The sequence below is a fragment of the Streptomyces violens genome (assembly GCF_000717745.1).
Lineage (GTDB): Bacteria > Actinomycetota > Actinomycetes > Streptomycetales > Streptomycetaceae > Streptomyces > Streptomyces violens.
In genome coordinates this window covers 88,854-104,922 of record NZ_JOBH01000004.1, presented here as the reverse complement: position 1 = coordinate 104,922, position 16,069 = coordinate 88,854, and the positions used below count along the sequence as shown (strand labels likewise).

At 69.8% G+C, this 16,069-nt stretch carries 11 protein-coding genes; 3 read left to right on the top strand and 8 right to left on the bottom strand.

What is annotated here, in order from left to right:
• Positions 1–45: 45 nt before the first annotated feature.
• The 5 genes from fabG to IF04_RS0109155 all read right to left on the bottom strand — a co-directional run bounded on the left by fabG (position 46) and on the right by IF04_RS0109155 (position 6,804).
• On the bottom strand, positions 46–786 hold the full coding sequence (gene fabG / locus IF04_RS0109175; protein ID WP_030253355.1) for a 3-oxoacyl-ACP reductase FabG: 741 nt from the start codon (positions 784–786) through the stop codon (positions 46–48).
• Positions 770–2,017: a CoA transferase gene (locus IF04_RS0109170; RefSeq protein ID WP_051830945.1), complete on the bottom strand. Its 1,248-nt coding sequence runs from the start codon at positions 2,015–2,017 to the stop codon at positions 770–772. The genes fabG and IF04_RS0109170 overlap by 17 nt, the downstream gene beginning before the upstream one ends.
• 68 nt (positions 2,018–2,085) lie before the next feature.
• Positions 2,086–3,228, bottom strand: coding sequence for an acyl-CoA dehydrogenase family protein (locus IF04_RS0109165; protein ID WP_030253353.1), 1,143 nt, complete (start codon positions 3,226–3,228; stop codon positions 2,086–2,088).
• A gap of 46 nt (positions 3,229–3,274) precedes the next feature.
• The gene (locus IF04_RS0109160; protein WP_030253351.1) at positions 3,275–5,440 is read right to left on the bottom strand and encodes an acetate--CoA ligase family protein; all 2,166 of its coding nucleotides are present in this window, start codon (positions 5,438–5,440) and stop codon (positions 3,275–3,277) included.
• Positions 5,441–5,457: 17 nt separating this feature from the next.
• A complete protein-coding gene (locus IF04_RS0109155; RefSeq protein WP_051830943.1) occupies positions 5,458–6,804 on the bottom strand; it encodes an MFS transporter in 1,347 nt (448 codons plus the stop codon).
• Between the two features lie 214 nt (positions 6,805–7,018).
• On the opposite strand from IF04_RS0109155, the gene IF04_RS0109150 reads away from it, so the two are divergent.
• Positions 7,019–7,927, top strand: coding sequence for a LysR family transcriptional regulator (locus IF04_RS0109150; protein ID WP_030253346.1), 909 nt, complete (start codon positions 7,019–7,021; stop codon positions 7,925–7,927).
• A 377-nt stretch (positions 7,928–8,304) separates the two neighbouring features.
• On the top strand, positions 8,305–9,429 hold the full coding sequence (locus IF04_RS0109145) for a lipase family protein (protein ID WP_157847628.1): 1,125 nt from the start codon (positions 8,305–8,307) through the stop codon (positions 9,427–9,429).
• Between the two features lie 40 nt (positions 9,430–9,469).
• On the opposite strand, the gene IF04_RS0109140 is transcribed toward IF04_RS0109145, so the two are convergent.
• The 3 genes from IF04_RS0109140 to IF04_RS0109130 form a co-directional block, all read right to left on the bottom strand.
• A complete protein-coding gene (locus IF04_RS0109140; RefSeq protein WP_030253342.1) occupies positions 9,470–10,006 on the bottom strand; it encodes a hypothetical protein in 537 nt (178 codons plus the stop codon).
• Positions 10,007–10,504: 498 nt separating this feature from the next.
• On the bottom strand, positions 10,505–12,028 hold the full coding sequence (locus tag IF04_RS0109135) for a GMC family oxidoreductase (protein ID WP_030253340.1): 1,524 nt from the start codon (positions 12,026–12,028) through the stop codon (positions 10,505–10,507).
• A gap of 112 nt (positions 12,029–12,140) precedes the next feature.
• On the bottom strand, positions 12,141–14,669 hold the full coding sequence (locus tag IF04_RS0109130) for a glycoside hydrolase family 127 protein (RefSeq protein ID WP_425428375.1): 2,529 nt from the start codon (positions 14,667–14,669) through the stop codon (positions 12,141–12,143).
• A 415-nt stretch (positions 14,670–15,084) separates the two neighbouring features.
• Between IF04_RS0109130 and IF04_RS36545 the strand changes: the two genes are divergently transcribed.
• Positions 15,085–16,020 carry an SCO2400 family protein gene (locus IF04_RS36545; RefSeq protein ID WP_051830941.1) on the top strand — a complete coding sequence of 312 codons (936 nt, stop codon included), beginning with the start codon at positions 15,085–15,087 and terminating at the stop codon, positions 16,018–16,020.
• Positions 16,021–16,069: the final 49 nt, after the last annotated feature.

The following is a 16,069-nucleotide window of genomic DNA, read 5'->3' as shown; positions in this document are numbered from 1 at the left end:
CCATGGCGGGTCGAGGACGAATAGGGCGGACGAGAGCCGCCGGTGTTACATGAACCGCCCGCCGGTGACTTCCAGCACCGTGCCGGTCATGTACGAGGACAGGTCCGAGGCGAGGAACAGTGCGACGGAGGCGACCTCGCGCGGCTCGCCGGCGCGTTGCATCGGGATCTCGGCCATCTTCTGGTCCCACGCCTTCTGCGGCATGGCCTCGGTCATGGCCGAACGGATCAGGCCCGGCTGGATGGCGTTGACCCGTACGCCGTGATGCGCCAGTTCCTTGGCCGCGGCCTTCGACAGGCCCACGATGCCGGCCTTGGCGGCGGAGTAGTTGGTCTGGCCGACCATGCCGACCTTCCCGGACAGCGAGGAAATGTTCACGATCGCACCGCTCCGCTGCTCGCGCATGACCGCGGCCGCCTTGCGCGTGCCGTTCCAGGTGCCCTTGATATGCACGTCGATGACCTGGTCGAACTGCTCCTCGGTCATCTTCCGCATCGTCGCGTCGCGGGTGATCCCGGCGTTGTTGACCATGACGTCCAGCGAGCCGAAGGCATCCAGCGCCGTCTGGATGAGTGTGTCCACCTCGGCGGCGTTGGTGATGTCGCACCGCACCGCCCGGGCCACCGCGGACCCGCCGAGTCCCTTGGCCGCCGCCTCGGCGGCCGCCAGGTTCAGGTCACCGAGGACGACCTTCGCGCCCTCCTCGACGAACCGCTCGGCGATCGCGAGACCGATCCCCTGGGCACCGCCGGTGATGACCGCGGTCTTGTCAGCGAGTAGCGGCATGGTGGTGAACCTCCTTGTTGAGTACGTGAGTTGGATACTGAATGACGCCGTCCTCGCGCAGCTCCGCCAAGTCGCGGGACGACAGGCCGAGTTCGGTGCGCAGTACCTCTTCGGTGTGCTCTCCCACTCGCGGCGAAGCCTCCGGCGGTGATTGTTCGCCGGCCATCACCACGGGTGATCCGGGCGCCCAGTACCTGCCGACCCCCGGCTGTCGTACCTGCGCCATCAGCGGGTTCTCGCGCAGCAGGCGCGCGCCGTCGGCGGCGAGACCGGTGAAGCTCCAGTACTTCGACCAGAGCAGGCGAGTGGTACGCAAGGCCGCTTCCGCCTGCGCGAACGTGCGGGTCTCGAACCAGCCGGCCAGCAGCTCCCCCAGGACCTTGCGGTGTCGGTAGCGTTCCGACTCCTCCGCGAAGTCCACCCCGAGCGCGGACGCCAGTGCGGACACCACGTCGGTGAGCCCGGTGGCTGCCAGAAGGTCCCGCCAGTGCCGGGGCGTGAGCGCGACGATCATCAGCCGCTCGCCGTCGGCGGTGGTGAAGTCGCGGCCGAAGGTGCCATAGACGTGGTTGCCGATGCGTTCCCGTGGCGTGCTGCTCAGTTGGGCCTCGGCGAGGTAGCCGAGGTTTCCGGCGGTCGCCAGCGCGACGTCCTCCAGGGCGACCCGTACCTGCTGGCCCTCGCCCGTCAGCAGACGATGCCGTTCGGCGGCCAGCAGTCCGGTCGTGAGGTACAGCCCGGCGGCGACGTCCCACGCGGGCAGCAGGTGGTTCACCGGTCGCGCCGCGTCCTCCGGGCCGGTGACCAGCGGGAATCCGGTCGCCGCCTGGACGGTGTAGTCCACCGCTGTACCACCGTCCCGGCGGCCGGTCAGCAGTACGTGGATCAGGTCGGGCCGGCGCGCCCGCAGCGCCTCGTACGTCAGGTCCGGGTGCCGCTCGGAGTTGCTGATCACAATCCCGCCGCGGCGCCCGTCGCAACGCCCGCCGCCGACGATCAGGTCGGTGACGAGCCGGCGTCCCCGTTCGGACCGCAGGTCCACCTCGATGGCCCGCTTGCCCTTGTTCAGCCCTGACCAGTACAGGCTCGTCCCGCTGTCGGCCAGTGGCAGGCGGGTGCGGTCGGGGGCACCGCCGACCGGCTCGATCCGGATCACGTCGGCGCCGAGCTGGGCCAGTGTCATCCCGCTCAGCGGGGTCGCCACATAGCTGGAGATCTCGATGATCCGCATGCCGCGCAGGGGCTGGGAGCGGCGCGCTTCCCACTCCCGTGGCTCATGCGGTACTGCGGGGTCGTGCCTCACTTCGCTCCCCGCATCAGGTTCTTGCCGATGATCAGCTTCTGGATCTCGCTGGTGCCCTCGTAGATGCGGAACAGCCGGGCGTCGCGGTAACAGCGCTCGACGACCGTGCCGCGCATATAACCCATGCCACCGTGGATCTGCACCGCGAGGTCGGCCGCCTTGGAGACCATCTCGGAGCAGAAGAGCTTGGCTGCTGAGGGCGCGATCCTGCGGTCCTCGCCGGAGTCGTACTGGCGTGCCGCGTCGAGGACCATCGCGCGGCCGGCCAGTACCCCGGTCTGGATCTCCGCGAGCATCGCCTGGACCAGCTGGAACTCGCCGATCGGCCTGCCCCCCTGCTTGTTGGCGGCGGCGTGGGCGACGGACTCCTCCAGGATCCGCTGGGCCATGCCGACACACAACGCGGCAATGTGTACGCGGCCGCGCACGAGGGACTTCATCGCGGTGCCGAAGCCGGCGCCCTCCTCGCCACCGATCAGCGCGTCCTTGCCGACGCGCACGTCATCGAAGAACACCTCAGCGGTCCAGGCGCCGGCCTGGCCCATCTTGGGATCCTTGGGACCGATGGTGACGCCCTGCCGGTCCGCCTCGACCAGGAAGACGGAGATGCCCTTCGTGCCACGGCTCTCCGGGTCCGTCCGGGCGAAGACCACGAGCAGATCGGCCAGCGGGGCGTTGGTGATGAACCGCTTCGACCCGTTGATGACGTACAGGTCGCCAGCACGGTGGGCCCGGGTCGTCAGGCCCGACGGGTCCGAGCCCGCCTCGGCCTCGGTGAGCGCGAAGGAGGCGACGGCGCCCTCGGCGAGCCGGGGCAGCCAGTACTTCTGCTGCTCCTCGGTGCCCGCGTTGACCAGCACCTGGCCGGCGATGCCGTTGTTGGTGCCGAACATCGAGCGGAAGGAGGGAGTGGTGTAACCGAATTCGAAGGCGAGCTGTGCGTCCTCGTACAGGTTGGCGCCGAGGCCACCGTACTCCTCCGGGAGCGTGTATCCGAACAGGCCCATCTCCGCGGCCTTTTGACGGATGTCCGCCGGTATCGCGTCGGTCTCCTCGATCTCGTCCTCACGCGGAACGACGTCCTCGCGCACGAAGCGGCGCACCGCGTCGAGCACGGCCTCGAAATCGGTGGATTCCATGGTGTTGTTCTCCGTTCCCGCGTTCATTCGGTTTCGATCGGGCTGGTCAGGCTGTCGGGCTGGTCAGGACCGCCAGGGCGTCCACGGCGACAGCGCCCTCCCCGCGTGCACCGAGCAGCAGTGGGTTCACATCGAGTTCGGCGAGTTCCTCGGACAGGTCGGTGGCCAGCCAGGACAGGCGCGCGATGGTTTCCGCCGCCGCGTCGATGTCGCGCGGCGGGTTGCCGCGTACCGCGCCGAGCAGCCGGCTGCCGCGCAGTGACAGGAGCAGGCGCCGGGCGGTGTCGGTGTCGATGGGGGCGACGGCGACCTGACTGTCGGCGAGGGCCTCGACGAGTACCCCGCCCAGGCCGACCACGACGACCGGGCCGAACACGGGGTCGTTCTTGGTCCCGACGATCAGCTCGGTGCCGGCGGGCGCCATGCGCTGGACCAGCAGCCGGGCATCGTCCACTCCCGCCTCGCGGGCGATACGGAACAGGTCGTCGGCGGCCCCGCGAATGGCCCCGGCCGCGTCGAGCCCGAGCCGCACACCGCCCATGTCGCTCTTGTGCCCGATCCGGTCGGACAGCAGCTTGACCGCGACCGGACCGCCGAGCTCTGCCGCCGCGGTCACCGCCGCGTCGGCCGATGCCACCGGGCGGGAGGCGGCACAGGGTATGCCATACGCGGCGATCAGCCGGGTCGACTCGTCCTCGTCGAGTTGGATCCGTCCCGCGGCCCGCGCCGCGGTCAGCAGTGAGCGCGCGGCGGCGTCATCGATACCGTCAGGACGCTGCGGCCGCGGCAGCGCGGGACGCAGGCTGAAGTCCGTGAGCAGCCCGAGCGCGGCGGCGGCGCTGCCCGGGCCGGTGTAGCAGGGGATGCCGAGATCGCGCAGCCGCTGCCGTGGCCGGCCGCTGCCGCCGGTCCACACCACGACCACGGGGCGGTCGGTGGAGCGGTGGGCCTCTTCGACGGCGTCGATGAGTTCGGTGGCGCAGCTGTCCGCGCAGCCGAGCAGGACGGCGATCATGTCGGTGTCGGGGTGCTCGACGGCCACCCGGAGCGCGCGGCGGAGGATCTGCGGCTCGGCGAGGAGGGTGCCGGTGAGGTCGACCGGGTTGCGCGGCGATCCGTACGCCGGGATGGCGGCGGCCATCTTGCGCTGCCACGTCTCGTCCCAGGCGCGGACCTCGAGGCCGTACCGGGCCGCCGCGTCGGCCATCAGGGCGCCTGCGCCACCGGAGACGGACAGGCTGGTCAGCCTGCGGCCGCGGGCCCGCCGCCCGGTGGCGAAGAGCTGCGCGGCGTCGAGCATCTCCTCGGGGCCGTCGACCCGCAGGATGCCGTACTGGCGGGCCGCGCCGTCGAAGACCGCGTCCTCCCCGGCGAGTGACGCGGTGTGCGACTGCGCCGCGCGGGCGCCCGCCGCCGAGCGCCCGACCTTCACGGCGATGATCGGCTTGTCCCGCTCATGCGCCGCCCGGGCGGCCTCCAGCAGCCGGCGGCCGCCGGTGACGCCCTCCAGGTAGGCCAGCACCACCTGGGTCTGCTCGGTGCGGACCAGCCCGTCCAGCAACTCGGCCACCGACAGGTCGACTTCATTGCCGGTGTTGAGGTAGTGCGAGATCCCGATGCCCAGATTCTGCGACTCGTTGAAGACGAAGCCGCCGAACGCACCGCTCTGGCTGAGGAAGGCCACCGGGCCCTCGTGCAGCGGTACGTCCTCGTCCAGCGCCGAGGTGAACGTGGGCATCGCGCGGTCCCGTACGCCGATCATGCCGAGGCAGTTCGGGCCGAGCACCCGCACACCGCTCTCCTCGATCGCCGCCCGCAGGTCGCGCTGGAGCGCCGCGCCCTCGCCGCCGAGTTCGGCGAAGCCGGATGCGCCCACGATCGCGGCCGGGATACCGCACCGACCGCAGGCCCGTACCGCGTCGGCCGTCCGTTCCGCGGGCAGCATGATCATCACGAGGTCGATGTCGCCGTCGACGTCGTCGAGGCTGCGGTGGGCCGGCAGGCCCTGAACGGTCTCGCGGGTGGGATTGATCGGCAGGATCCGTCCGGCGAACCCGAACCGCTTCAGGTACTCCACCGGGCGGCCCGACAGCTTGGCCGGATTGTCCGACGCGCCGAGGATCGCTATGGACCGCGGGTACAGCAGCTTCTGCACGGCGTCGCCGCTGTCGGTCGCATCAGTCGGATGGGAACTGAGGTTGCTCGCAGGCACGGTCAACTCCTTGGTTTTCAGCGCGCAGCGGCCGGATTCACCGGATCCACCGAATCCCCCGGATCCATCGGTTCTTCTTCCGCGGTGCGGCGCTCGGACAGCGTGAGGAACGCCCGGGCGGCGAACAGTGACACCACGCTGACCAGCACCGCGAACCCGATCGGCAGCACGATCGACCCGGAGGCGGTGAGCAGGGACTGCAGGATCACCGGTGCCAGGCCACCAAGGACCCCCGCCAGTCCGTAGGTCGCCGAGATCCCGGTGTAGCGGACGTTCGGCGGGAACGCCTGCGCGAACATCCCCGCCAGAAGGGCGTAATACATGACGTCCGGAATGGTCGCGAGCACCGCCCCCAGCATGGCGAGGGCCAAACTCCCGGTACTGACGAGAAGGAACATCAACGGCAGCGTCGGCAATTGGAGTACGAGCAGCAGGGTGACGGCCTTCCGTACGCTCCACCGGGTGGCGAGCACCGCCCCGAAAGGCTGCACCAGGAATTGCACGACACTGGCGATCAGAATGATCGTGAGGAAGTCGTTCTTCGCCAGGCCGATTTCCGCGGTGGCCCAGGACAGCGCGAAGGTATCGCGCGCGTACACCACCGTGAACACGGTGAGGGCCGCGCCCACGCCGACCAGCACGGTCTTGGTGTTGCCGCGGAACAGGCTGACCAGCGGTACCTTCACCGTCTGCTGGGACGCGCGCATCGCGACGACCGCGGGCGACTCCTCCAGGCTCAGCCGGATCACCAGGCCGACGACCACCAGCAGCGCCGATGCGAGGAACGGCAGCCGCCACGCCCAGCTCAGCAGCGCCTCCTCCGGCAGCTGGGCGACCGCGAGGAACGACAGCGTCGCCAGGATGCGGCCCGCGGGCGAGCCCTGCTGCGCGAAGGCGCCGAAAAGAAAGCTGCGTTCCTTCTTGGCGTGCTCGGTGGCGATCAGCACCGCGCCGCCCCATTCGCCGCCGACCGCCAGCCCCTGCACCATGCGGAACACGATCAGCAATACCGGTGCGGCGGCGCCGATCTGGGCGTAGGTAGGCAGCAGGCCGATGCCGACCGTACTGACACCCATCAGCATCAGGGTCGCGATGAGCGCCTTCTTGCGTCCGATCCGGTCGCCGAGGTGACCGAAGACGATGCCGCCGAGCGGGCGCGCCAGGAAACCGATCCAGAAGGTGGCGAAGGACAGCAGAATGCCGACGGAGGCCGGGACCCGGGAAAAGAACAACGGCGCGAAGACCAGGGCCGAAGCGGTGCCGTAGACGTAGAAGTCGTACCACTCGATCGTCGTGCCCATGAAAGAAGCCCAGCCTGCTTTGCGGGCCATTTTCTCTTCTCCGGGCAACTGTCCGGTTCGCATCTCATTTCCTTCCGGAATGGCGACCCTGCGTAGGAATCCCGGGTAGGAATCCCGCGTATGAACCCTGCGCATGGACCTTGCGGACGGCGGCGCGATGTTGCTGCTCGGGAAACTAGGGGCAACCAACTAGTTTCGTCCAACACCAAACCTGCGTACGATTGATTCGCCGCAGCGACACAATGGGCCCTGACCAGCGCAGAGCGAGGGTGGCCGGATGGAACTGAGACATCTGCAGGCGTTCGTCGTCGTCGCGGAGGAGCTCAACTTCCGTCGTGCGGCGGCGCGGTTGCAGATGACGCAGCCGCCGCTGTCGCAGCAGATCAAACGGCTGGAGCGCGAGGTGGGGGTGGATCTGCTGCGCCGTACGACCCGGCATGTCACGCTCACCGGCGCCGGCGCGGCCTTCCTGACGGAGGCCCGGCGCGCGCTGCAGGCAGCTCAGGCGGCGCCGGAGGCGGCCCGCCAGGCGGCCGCCGGACAGACCGGCGTGGTCCGGCTCGGCTTCAGCGGCCCCACCTCCCACGAGGTACTGGTCCTCATGACCCGGAAGTTCCGCGAACACCGGCCCCACGTACGGCTGGAGGTCCTCGGTCCGGTCTTCGGCGGCGAAATGGTCGGGCGGCTCGGCCGGGACGAGGTCGACGCGGGGCTGATCCGGCTGCCGGTGGCGGGCTCGGGGCTGCAGATACGGGAGCTCACGCGGCACCGCATCACCGTGGCGCTGCCCACCGAGCACCCGTTGGCGACGCGCCGGGAGGTCGGCGTGCTCGACCTGCGCGACGAGCCCGTGGTCAGCCACCCCACCAACCGGGGCGCCGGGATCGTCTCCGTCATCCACAAGGCGTTCCTGAAGCACGGCACCGGCCCGAACGTCGTCCAGGAGGCCCCGGACACCCACACCATCCTGTCGCTGGTCGGCGCGGGCGTGGGCATCGGCTTCGTCCCCGCGTCCGCGGCCCACCTGAAGGTCCCGGGCGTCGTCCTGCTCCCGGTCTCCGACATCCCCCCACTGCCACTGGCCCTCGCCTGGCGTAAGAACGACCCCAACCCGGCACTGCACGCACTGATCGACCTGTTGGACGAGATCTCGGCGGAGTGCCGGCCGAAGCCGGACGAAAGCTGACGGCCTCGTCAGCCTCGATTGACGCCGGCGCGGGCCGGTGGTGTGCTCGTACTCCATCCGATGCTGGTTCAGCGGCCCTGCCGAGTGAGGCTGCCATGAATGAAGCTGAGGCCAAAGGCCCTGGTTCTGCCGGGCTCCACGGTCCTGGTTCTGCCGGGCTCGGTGGTCCTGGCTCTGCCGGACTCCGGCCGCTCAAACCGCCCGACGCGACACTGCGGGCACCGGGCAGCTTCCCCGTCTACCCCGGCCTGGCCGACTACCTGCTGTCGGTCACCAAGCACCCGGACCCGAGCGGAGTCATCCCGCATGTGATGGCGACCTGTTCCGCGTACTCCTATGCCGGTCCCATGCCGCACGCAGACCCGCAGACAGTCCGAATGATCATGGAGAGGATGGGGCTGCAGCGCAATCGCTGCAAGGCATTTGAACAGCGGGTGGACGCACTGTTCGTCGCCTCCACGGCGTATCTCATACAGAGCGAGGACCGCCGGGTGGCCATCCTCTGCTACCGGGGCACGCAGCCGGAAGACGTCATCAGTACCCTCGCCGACGCAGACGTCGCCCCGGAGCGACTCTCCATCGACCTCGACGGTACCGAGCACTACGTCCACGCCGGCTTCTACCGCAACATGCGCGTGACCCGCTACCTGGTCATCGAGGCGCTGGACAGGGCCGTCAAGGGGCAGTCCATCCTGCCCGAAGACGGGGACGACGCTGGCGAGAAACTGCAGAAGCTGTACATCACCGGGCACAGCCTCGGCGGCGCCATGGCCGCGCTCATGGCAGTCGTCCTGGTCAAAGAGCCCGCGTATGCGCACATCGCCGACAAGCTCGAAGCGGTCTACACCTTCGGGCAGCCCCTGATCGGCGATGCCGGTTTCGCCCGTGCCTGCGAGCAGGCAGTCGACAACCGCGGCGTCCACGTGCTCCGCGACCGCCTGCTGCGCTACGTCTACTCCCGCGACGCCGTACCGCACCTCCCGCCCCGCCCCGTCGGCCGGTACGCGCCGTTCGGGCGGGAGTTCCGGTACGAGAAGGCCATGAGCCCGGTGAATGTGGCGTTCTCCCGGCTCAGTGACGCGGTCGACGAGCTGGCGTCACTCCCGGGCGACATCCTGGAGACCATGAGCGAGCTGCTCCAAGGGCCACAGCCCTCATCCGCCGGGCCTGCATACGGGTCGATCGGCCGCGACGCATTGCGGGTGGGATGCTTCCTGCCGAAGCAGGCTCTGCGATTCATGGGCGCAGCCGCGCGGTGGGCGACAAGCGTGCCGTCGCAGCTGCCGGAGGGGTGGCACGAGCGCACCGGCGCGGCCCGCTCGGGCTCGATGCAGAACCTCTCCGGCTTCACACTCGTGGCCCCCCTCGCGTTTTTCGCCGTCAGGCTCAACCTGACACGAACCCTGCCCTTCAAGTACTCCTTCGACGACCACATGCCAACTCACTACATCTCCCGCCTGGCCCCCTCGGGCGTACTGAGCGAATTCGGCGACGTCAGGTAGTACGGCGGGAGACGGTACGGCGTTGGTACGAGGGCCGCACTCAGGTGATCTCCAGGGTGACGGTGGAGTAGATGTCCCTGACCGTGCCTTCTCCGAGTTCGCATTGGAGGATGTCCGTCGCTGCTCCGACGTTTGTCTGCAGGAAGGTGCCACCGGCGAACAGGCCATTGGTGACGGTGCCGGTCATGACGACAGTCAAGGTCGCGCCTTCGAGGCTGGATTGGACGCTGGCCTCGACGGTGGAGGTCTGACCGGTGTTCCAGGTGATCCGGAAAGTGGTGGAGGTGGGTAGCAGGAGTTCCAAGCAGGAGAGGCTGCCGCTCACCCGGTCGGTGCGGGTGCCGGAGGTCACGCGGGGATGGGACAGCGAGACGCAGGGGCCGTACTCGGTACGGGCGCTGACCCTCGTCGGCTTGGGGTCGCGGGTCAGCGGTGGGTCGTAGGTGATGACATCGCTGCTGGGGGGCGTGCAGGTGAGGTCGAGGGGCCTGGCCTGGGCCGGACCGGCAGTCGTCAAGAGCCCGGCGATCAGGCTTGCGATGGTCAGGGCACTGGCGGCGACGGTGCGTGGGCGCACGGCACTCCATTCCGGTCATCGGTGAGAGCGGGCTGAGCGAGTGCGGCCGGGCGCGCCCGGCCGCCGAGAGGTCCGACGGGTATCGCCTCAGCGGTCCAGAACGCGCCCGCGTCCCCACTGGGACGGCGGGGCCGCCCCGGAAACACTCGGCTCATGGCCCACCCAAGCGACGTCGCGGAAGACGGACAACACGGCCACGGAGCGCTCGGCGGCGAACCGGCCACAACGAATGGGGCGCTGGAGCCTCATGCGTCCCCAAGACACCCCGGCGGCCTGGTCAGCGCTCTCCTCACCGGGCATCCGGCCGGCCTCGAAGCGACCGATCCGGTGTCACTCCGACCGGTGAACGCCCACGTTCAAACACCACGCCGGCACCCCCGCCTGGTTGGCCTGCCGCCCGGCTCATGGTTCGGACTCGGTCTCGGGTTCGTCACCCGGAAGTTCGCCACCCACACCGACAGTGGCTACGAGGCCCCCGCTCCCCGGTCGAGGAAGACGTCAGTGAGCGGCGATCAGCAGATCGGAGGCCTTTTCGCCGATCATGATCGACGGGGTGTTGGTGTTGCCGGAGGGGACGGACGGCATGATTGAGGCGTCCGCCACGCGGAGTCCCCGCACGCCGTGAACGCGCAGCTCGGGGTCCACGACCGCGAGGTTGTCCTGGCCCATCCTGCAGGTACCGACCTGATGGTGGTACGTGCCGACCGCGCGCCGTACGTACTTCCGCAGGTCGTCCCGGGTGCGGGCGTCCGGCCCCGGAGCCACTTCCGCCTTGCGCCACGCGTCGAAGGCGCGCTGGCCGCCGATCTCCCGGCACAGCTCCACGGCGTCGACCAGCGCTTCGAGGTCGTACCGCTCGGCGAGGACGTTCGGGTCCAGCAGTGGTGCGGCCTCCGGGTCGGCCGAGGCGAGCCGCAGCGTGCCGCGGGACAGCGGCCGGACGATGCCCGGGGCGATGGTGTAGCCGTGCTCCGGCACGGGGTACGACTCGGCGGGGTAGACCAGGTGCAGGAAGAGAGGCTGCAGGTCGGGGCCGGGGCGGCGCGGGTCGGTGGAGGTGAAGAGCTGGCTTTCGAGCAGGTTTGCCTTTCCGGGCGGCAGCGGACGGGACGCCTCGTAGACGTTGCTGACCAGCAGATGGTCGTGCAGATTCTCCCCGACGCCCGGCAGGTCCACGGCGATGTCGACGCCGACCTGGCGCAGCTGCGCGGCGGGGCCGATGCCGGACAGCAGCAGGGTCTGCGCCGAGCCGATGACACCGCCGCTGAGTACCACCTCGGCGGCGGCGTGCGCGCGGTGCAGGCGGCCCTCCGCGGCGTACTCCACGCCGACCGCCCGGCCGTCTTCGAGCAGGACCCGGTGTACGCGGGCACCGGTGGTCACGGTCAGGGATGGGTTGTCCCGCACCGGGGCGACGAAGCTCTGCCAGGCACTCATGCGGCGCCCGTCGCGGATGGTGGCGTGGTTGAAACCGACGCCGACCATGTCAGCGCCGTTGAAGTCGTCCGTCCGCTCATGTCCGAGGGCGACGGCGGCCTCCACGAACGCGGTTGCCGTGGGGTGCGGTTCGGTGATCCTGCTGACGGGCAGGGGACCGCCCTTGCCGTGCCACGCGCTCTCGCCGTCGACATGGTCCTCCGACCGCTTGAACAGGGGCAGCACGCTGTCCCAGTCCCAGCCCGTGCACCCTTCGTACGCCCACGTGTCGTAGTCGCTGCGGTGCCCGCGTATGTAGATCATTCCGTTGAGCGAGCTCGATCCGCCCAGCACCTTGCCCCGGGGCCAGTACAACGACCGGTTCTCGGCGTGTCTTTGAGGGAGCGTCATGGTGGCCCAGTCCAGGTGCGATTGCAGCAGCAGTGGCCAGCCCTGCGGGCTGTGCACACGCTCGTCGTCGTCGACCGGCCCGGCCTCCAGAACATGGACCGAGTGGCCCGCGTCCAGCAAACGCCGGACGATCACACTGCCGGCCGATCCGGCCCCCACCACCACGAAATCGTGCTCAGCATGCGGCTCCATCATGATGATCCCCTCCCACAACGTCGTTACCACTGCGGGAAACAGAAGAAACGCTGGGGAAGGACGGGGCCGGACGGACTCCGTGAGTCCGGCCGGCCGCGGGACGGATGGTGCGTCAGCCCAGCGCCAGGGACGCGACCTCGGCGGCGGTCAGCGTCTTTCCGTACACGCGGAAGTCGTCGACCGCCGCCTTGAGGTACGGGTCTGGGTACTGCGACTTGCCGATGTACGCGGCGCGGATGTGGTTGCCGAACCAGCTGGGCTCGACGGTGACCTTGTCGTTGCGGCCCGCCTCGCGGCCGCCCACGTACAGCACCGCCGTACCGTCCCCGTACGCCACGGCGACGTGCACCCACTCCCCCGTCGGCAGCGGATCGGCGTCGATGCGCTGCTCGGACCCGCCCCCGCCGGCGGTGATGGCGTACCGGAGTTTCCCGTCATCGCTGCGCGGGGTCAGGAACATGTTCGCCGTCACGCCGGTGCCGATGTCGAAGATCCGGGACCAGGCCGCCGGCTGCCCGTCGAGCCGGACCCAGGTCGCGACGGTGTACGCGGAGGCGCCCGCGAGGAGGTCCGCCGCGAGCTTCACATGCCCGTCCGTCCCGTTCAGGGCCACCGCACCGCCGGTCTTCCCCGTGGTCCACGAGGCGCCGCCCGCCAACTGGGCGGTCTTTCCGTTGCCGGTGGCGTCGGCGGCCGTCGTCCCGGATGCCTCGTCGAAGCGGTGCCAGGCCGCGAACTCCGGGGGCGGGGAAGGCGGTTCGCCCGTCAGCCAGTAGACGGTGTAGTGCTGGTGGTGCGTCCGCGCGACCGGCAGGAGTGTGACGGTTTCGCCGTCGGCGCGGGCGGTGAACCGCATCGGGTCGGCCGCCTGCTTTTTCACGGACTTCGTGTCCAGCCGCGGCATGCGCATGGCGTCGCCGTCGCCGTACCCCCCGGCCAGTACCACCGGCCCGTACAGCACTGCCTGCACGTCCGGGTCGTCCGGCGTCGGCTCGATCCGCAGGCGCATCGGCAGCGCCACCTCGACCCGGTCTCCAGTACGCCATGAGCGGTTCAGTACCAGCCAGGTGCCGGGGCCGGGGCGGTCCGGGAGCGTACGGCCGTTCAGCTTGACCCGCGCGTCGGAGGCCCAGGCCGGGATGCGGAGGTGCAGCCGGTGTTCCGCCGCGCCGGAGGCGACGGTGAGGGTGGTCGAGGCGCGGTCGGGAATGCGGGTCGTCTGGCGCCAGGTGATGCCCTTCTCCTCCCACTCGACCTCGGAGGGGATGAAGAGGTTGACCAGCAGGGTGTCGGCGCTGTGCGTGTAGATGGTGTCCGCGAACTTCGCGTGCGTCTCCATGCCGCTGCCGTGGTCGCAGGAGAAGTTGTCGTAGTCCGTGGAGTAGGCGTTCGGGTCCTTGCCCATGAAGGACGGCTGCTGCTTGAACGCCCCCGGCGCCAGACCGGTGTAGTAGATGTTGAAGCCGTGCTCGGAATCCGGGTCCTGCTCGCCGAGCATCTGGTTGAACAGGGTGCGCTCGTAGTAGTCGAGCAGGTCGGTGCGCTCCGGCGAGTGGAAGTGCATCAGCCGGGTGAGCTTGAGCATGTTGTAGCTGTTGCAGTTCTCGCACGTGTTGTTGGACAGCTGGGAGGCGATGGCGTCCGGTTCGTGGAACGCCTCGCCGTTGCTGTTGCCGCCGATGACATAGGTGTGGTGGTCGGTGACGAGCTGCCAGAAGTTCTCGGCGATGGTGCGGTACCGATCGTCCAGGCCCTCCTCCCACTGCCGGAGGGCGCCGACCATCTTCGGGATCTGGGTGTTGGCGTGCAGGCCGGCGAGCCGGTCCTCGTTCTTCGCGAGCGGGTCGAAGACACGGGCGTGGGTGAACCGCTCGGCGACCACCAGCCACTTCGCGTCCCCGGTGATCTCGTGCAGGTCGGCGAAGACGTCGTTCATGCCGCCGAACTCGGTCTCCAGCACGCGCTGCATGTGGTCGTGGCTCAGCCCGGCCGTGCGCGCGTCCACCCATGCGGCCTTGCGCAGCACGACCTCGAGGGCCTGCTCGTTGCCCGCCAGCCGGTACTGGTCGACGAGCCCGGCCATGATCTTGTGAATGGTGTAGTACGGCGCCCATACCGCGGTGCCGGCCTCGAGCCGGTCGAAGAAGCTCTCCGGGAACGCCGACAGGTACCCCTTGCCGTACCCGGTCTTCGGCGAGGCGGCCTGGCACTCGGCGAGTGCTGCGACCAGCTTCCGCCCCTTGTCGCGCAGCGCCTCGTCCCCGGTGTTGGCGCAGGTGAGGGCGAGCCCGGACAGCAGGTGGCCGGTGCTGTGGCCGCGCAGCTCGCAGTCGGGGGCCTCCCATCCCCCGCACGGCTGCGCGGTGCTCGGCAGGCCGACGTTGCGGCGGAAGGTGTGCAGCAGCCGGTCGATGTCGACGAAGTGCAGGTAGGCGGTGTTGCGCGCCTGGTTGTCCCGGAACGCGCCGGGAAGCAGCTTCACCTCGCCGAGAGAGAAGGGCCGGACGGGCCCGGACAGCACCTGCTGCCCGCTCGCGGCGCCGCCCGGGGCGCTCGCGTGAGCCGTACCGCCGCTCGTCGTGCTGATCACCACCGCCGCGGCGCTGCCGGCCGCCGTCGCTATGAAGTGCCGTCTGTCCAAGGAGGACTGTATGAGTCTCCGCAACGCACCTTCTCCTCACGCATCCGTCTCACGTTCCCGCGACCTCATGTCCGAAATATCGAACGCCGTACGTGACTTCGGACTGGAAGATAGGGTCGGCACGTAGAGGCGTCAACGCCCCGCACGAATCCTCTTTCTGGGGGGGGCTTCCGGCCCAAGGCGGACGCCGCCGCCGAAATGGCCGCCGCCCGCTTGCGACCGAGCCGGACTCACGCACTGGCCGAGCCGCTCGGCACGTAGAATCCCGCCGCACGGACGGCAGCACCATGGGACCTTCACGAAGTTCACACATGCTCTTTGACGTGTGCCGATAGTGTTACTGACCGCTCGATCCGACGCACAAAGGCAAGATCATCGCCGAGTCTCTTCCGGCGTCCGCACAGAAAGTTCGCAGATGGACTACTGCTCCTCGTGCCGTCGGCACCTCAACGGGGCCTTGATATGCCCGGGGTGCGGCGACTACGCGCCGGACATCGCCCCGTCCGCCCAGCGCTCCCGCGACGCGGCCACCACGACCGTGACGGCAGCGGCGGCGTACGCCGACGAGGAGTTCTCACCTTGGGAGCCCCGCTCCGGCCGGATACGGCCCGAGACCGCGGCGGCGGCCGGCGCCGTGTCCGCGGAAGCGGCGAACGCATCGGGCGCGGACCCGGCCGGCAACGAGGGGCATGTCGCTGCCGCCGGACAGGGTCGTGCGGCCCGGCGCCGGCAGCTGGCGCGCTGGAAGAAGAGCCGCCGCCGGGCAGCGGCCGTGACGGCGCTCGCACTCGTGGGCGGCGGTCTGGCCCTCGGCGCGATGTCGAACGGCTCGCCCAAGCCCCACTCGGACGCCGCCGCGTCGCCGGCCACCCACCGGGACACCACCAGGCCGGACTCCCTCGAATCCGCTCCGGCGGAGCCCGGCGAGCACGCTTCGCGGCACCGTGAGCCGCACCCGGCCGAGACCGGCACCCCGCGGAAGAAGACCCCTGCCCCCGCGCCCTCCACCACCGCCACAAGCACGCCGCGCCACACCCCGGCCGCCGCACCGTCGAGCCCGGCGCCACACACCTCGGCCCCGGCACCCCGACAGACGCACGCCACCTCCTCCGGCACGGACGCCGACTCCAAGCGCACCGCACCCCCACGCACCACCACCCCCACGACCACGCCCATCTCCGCGCCGACGGACCCCTCCGGCGACACATCGGCCACAAGCCCGGAGAACGGCAGTACGACGGATACGGGTGCCGGTACGGGTACCGACGACACGGGTACCGCGGACACGACCCCCACACCCGCGGTGCAGTCCCCGGTCAAGGTGTGCCTGATCGGCGTGTGCATCGGCTGACTCCCGGGGCGGATGGCGTCCACCCCAACGGCACCTCAGGCACGTTGAG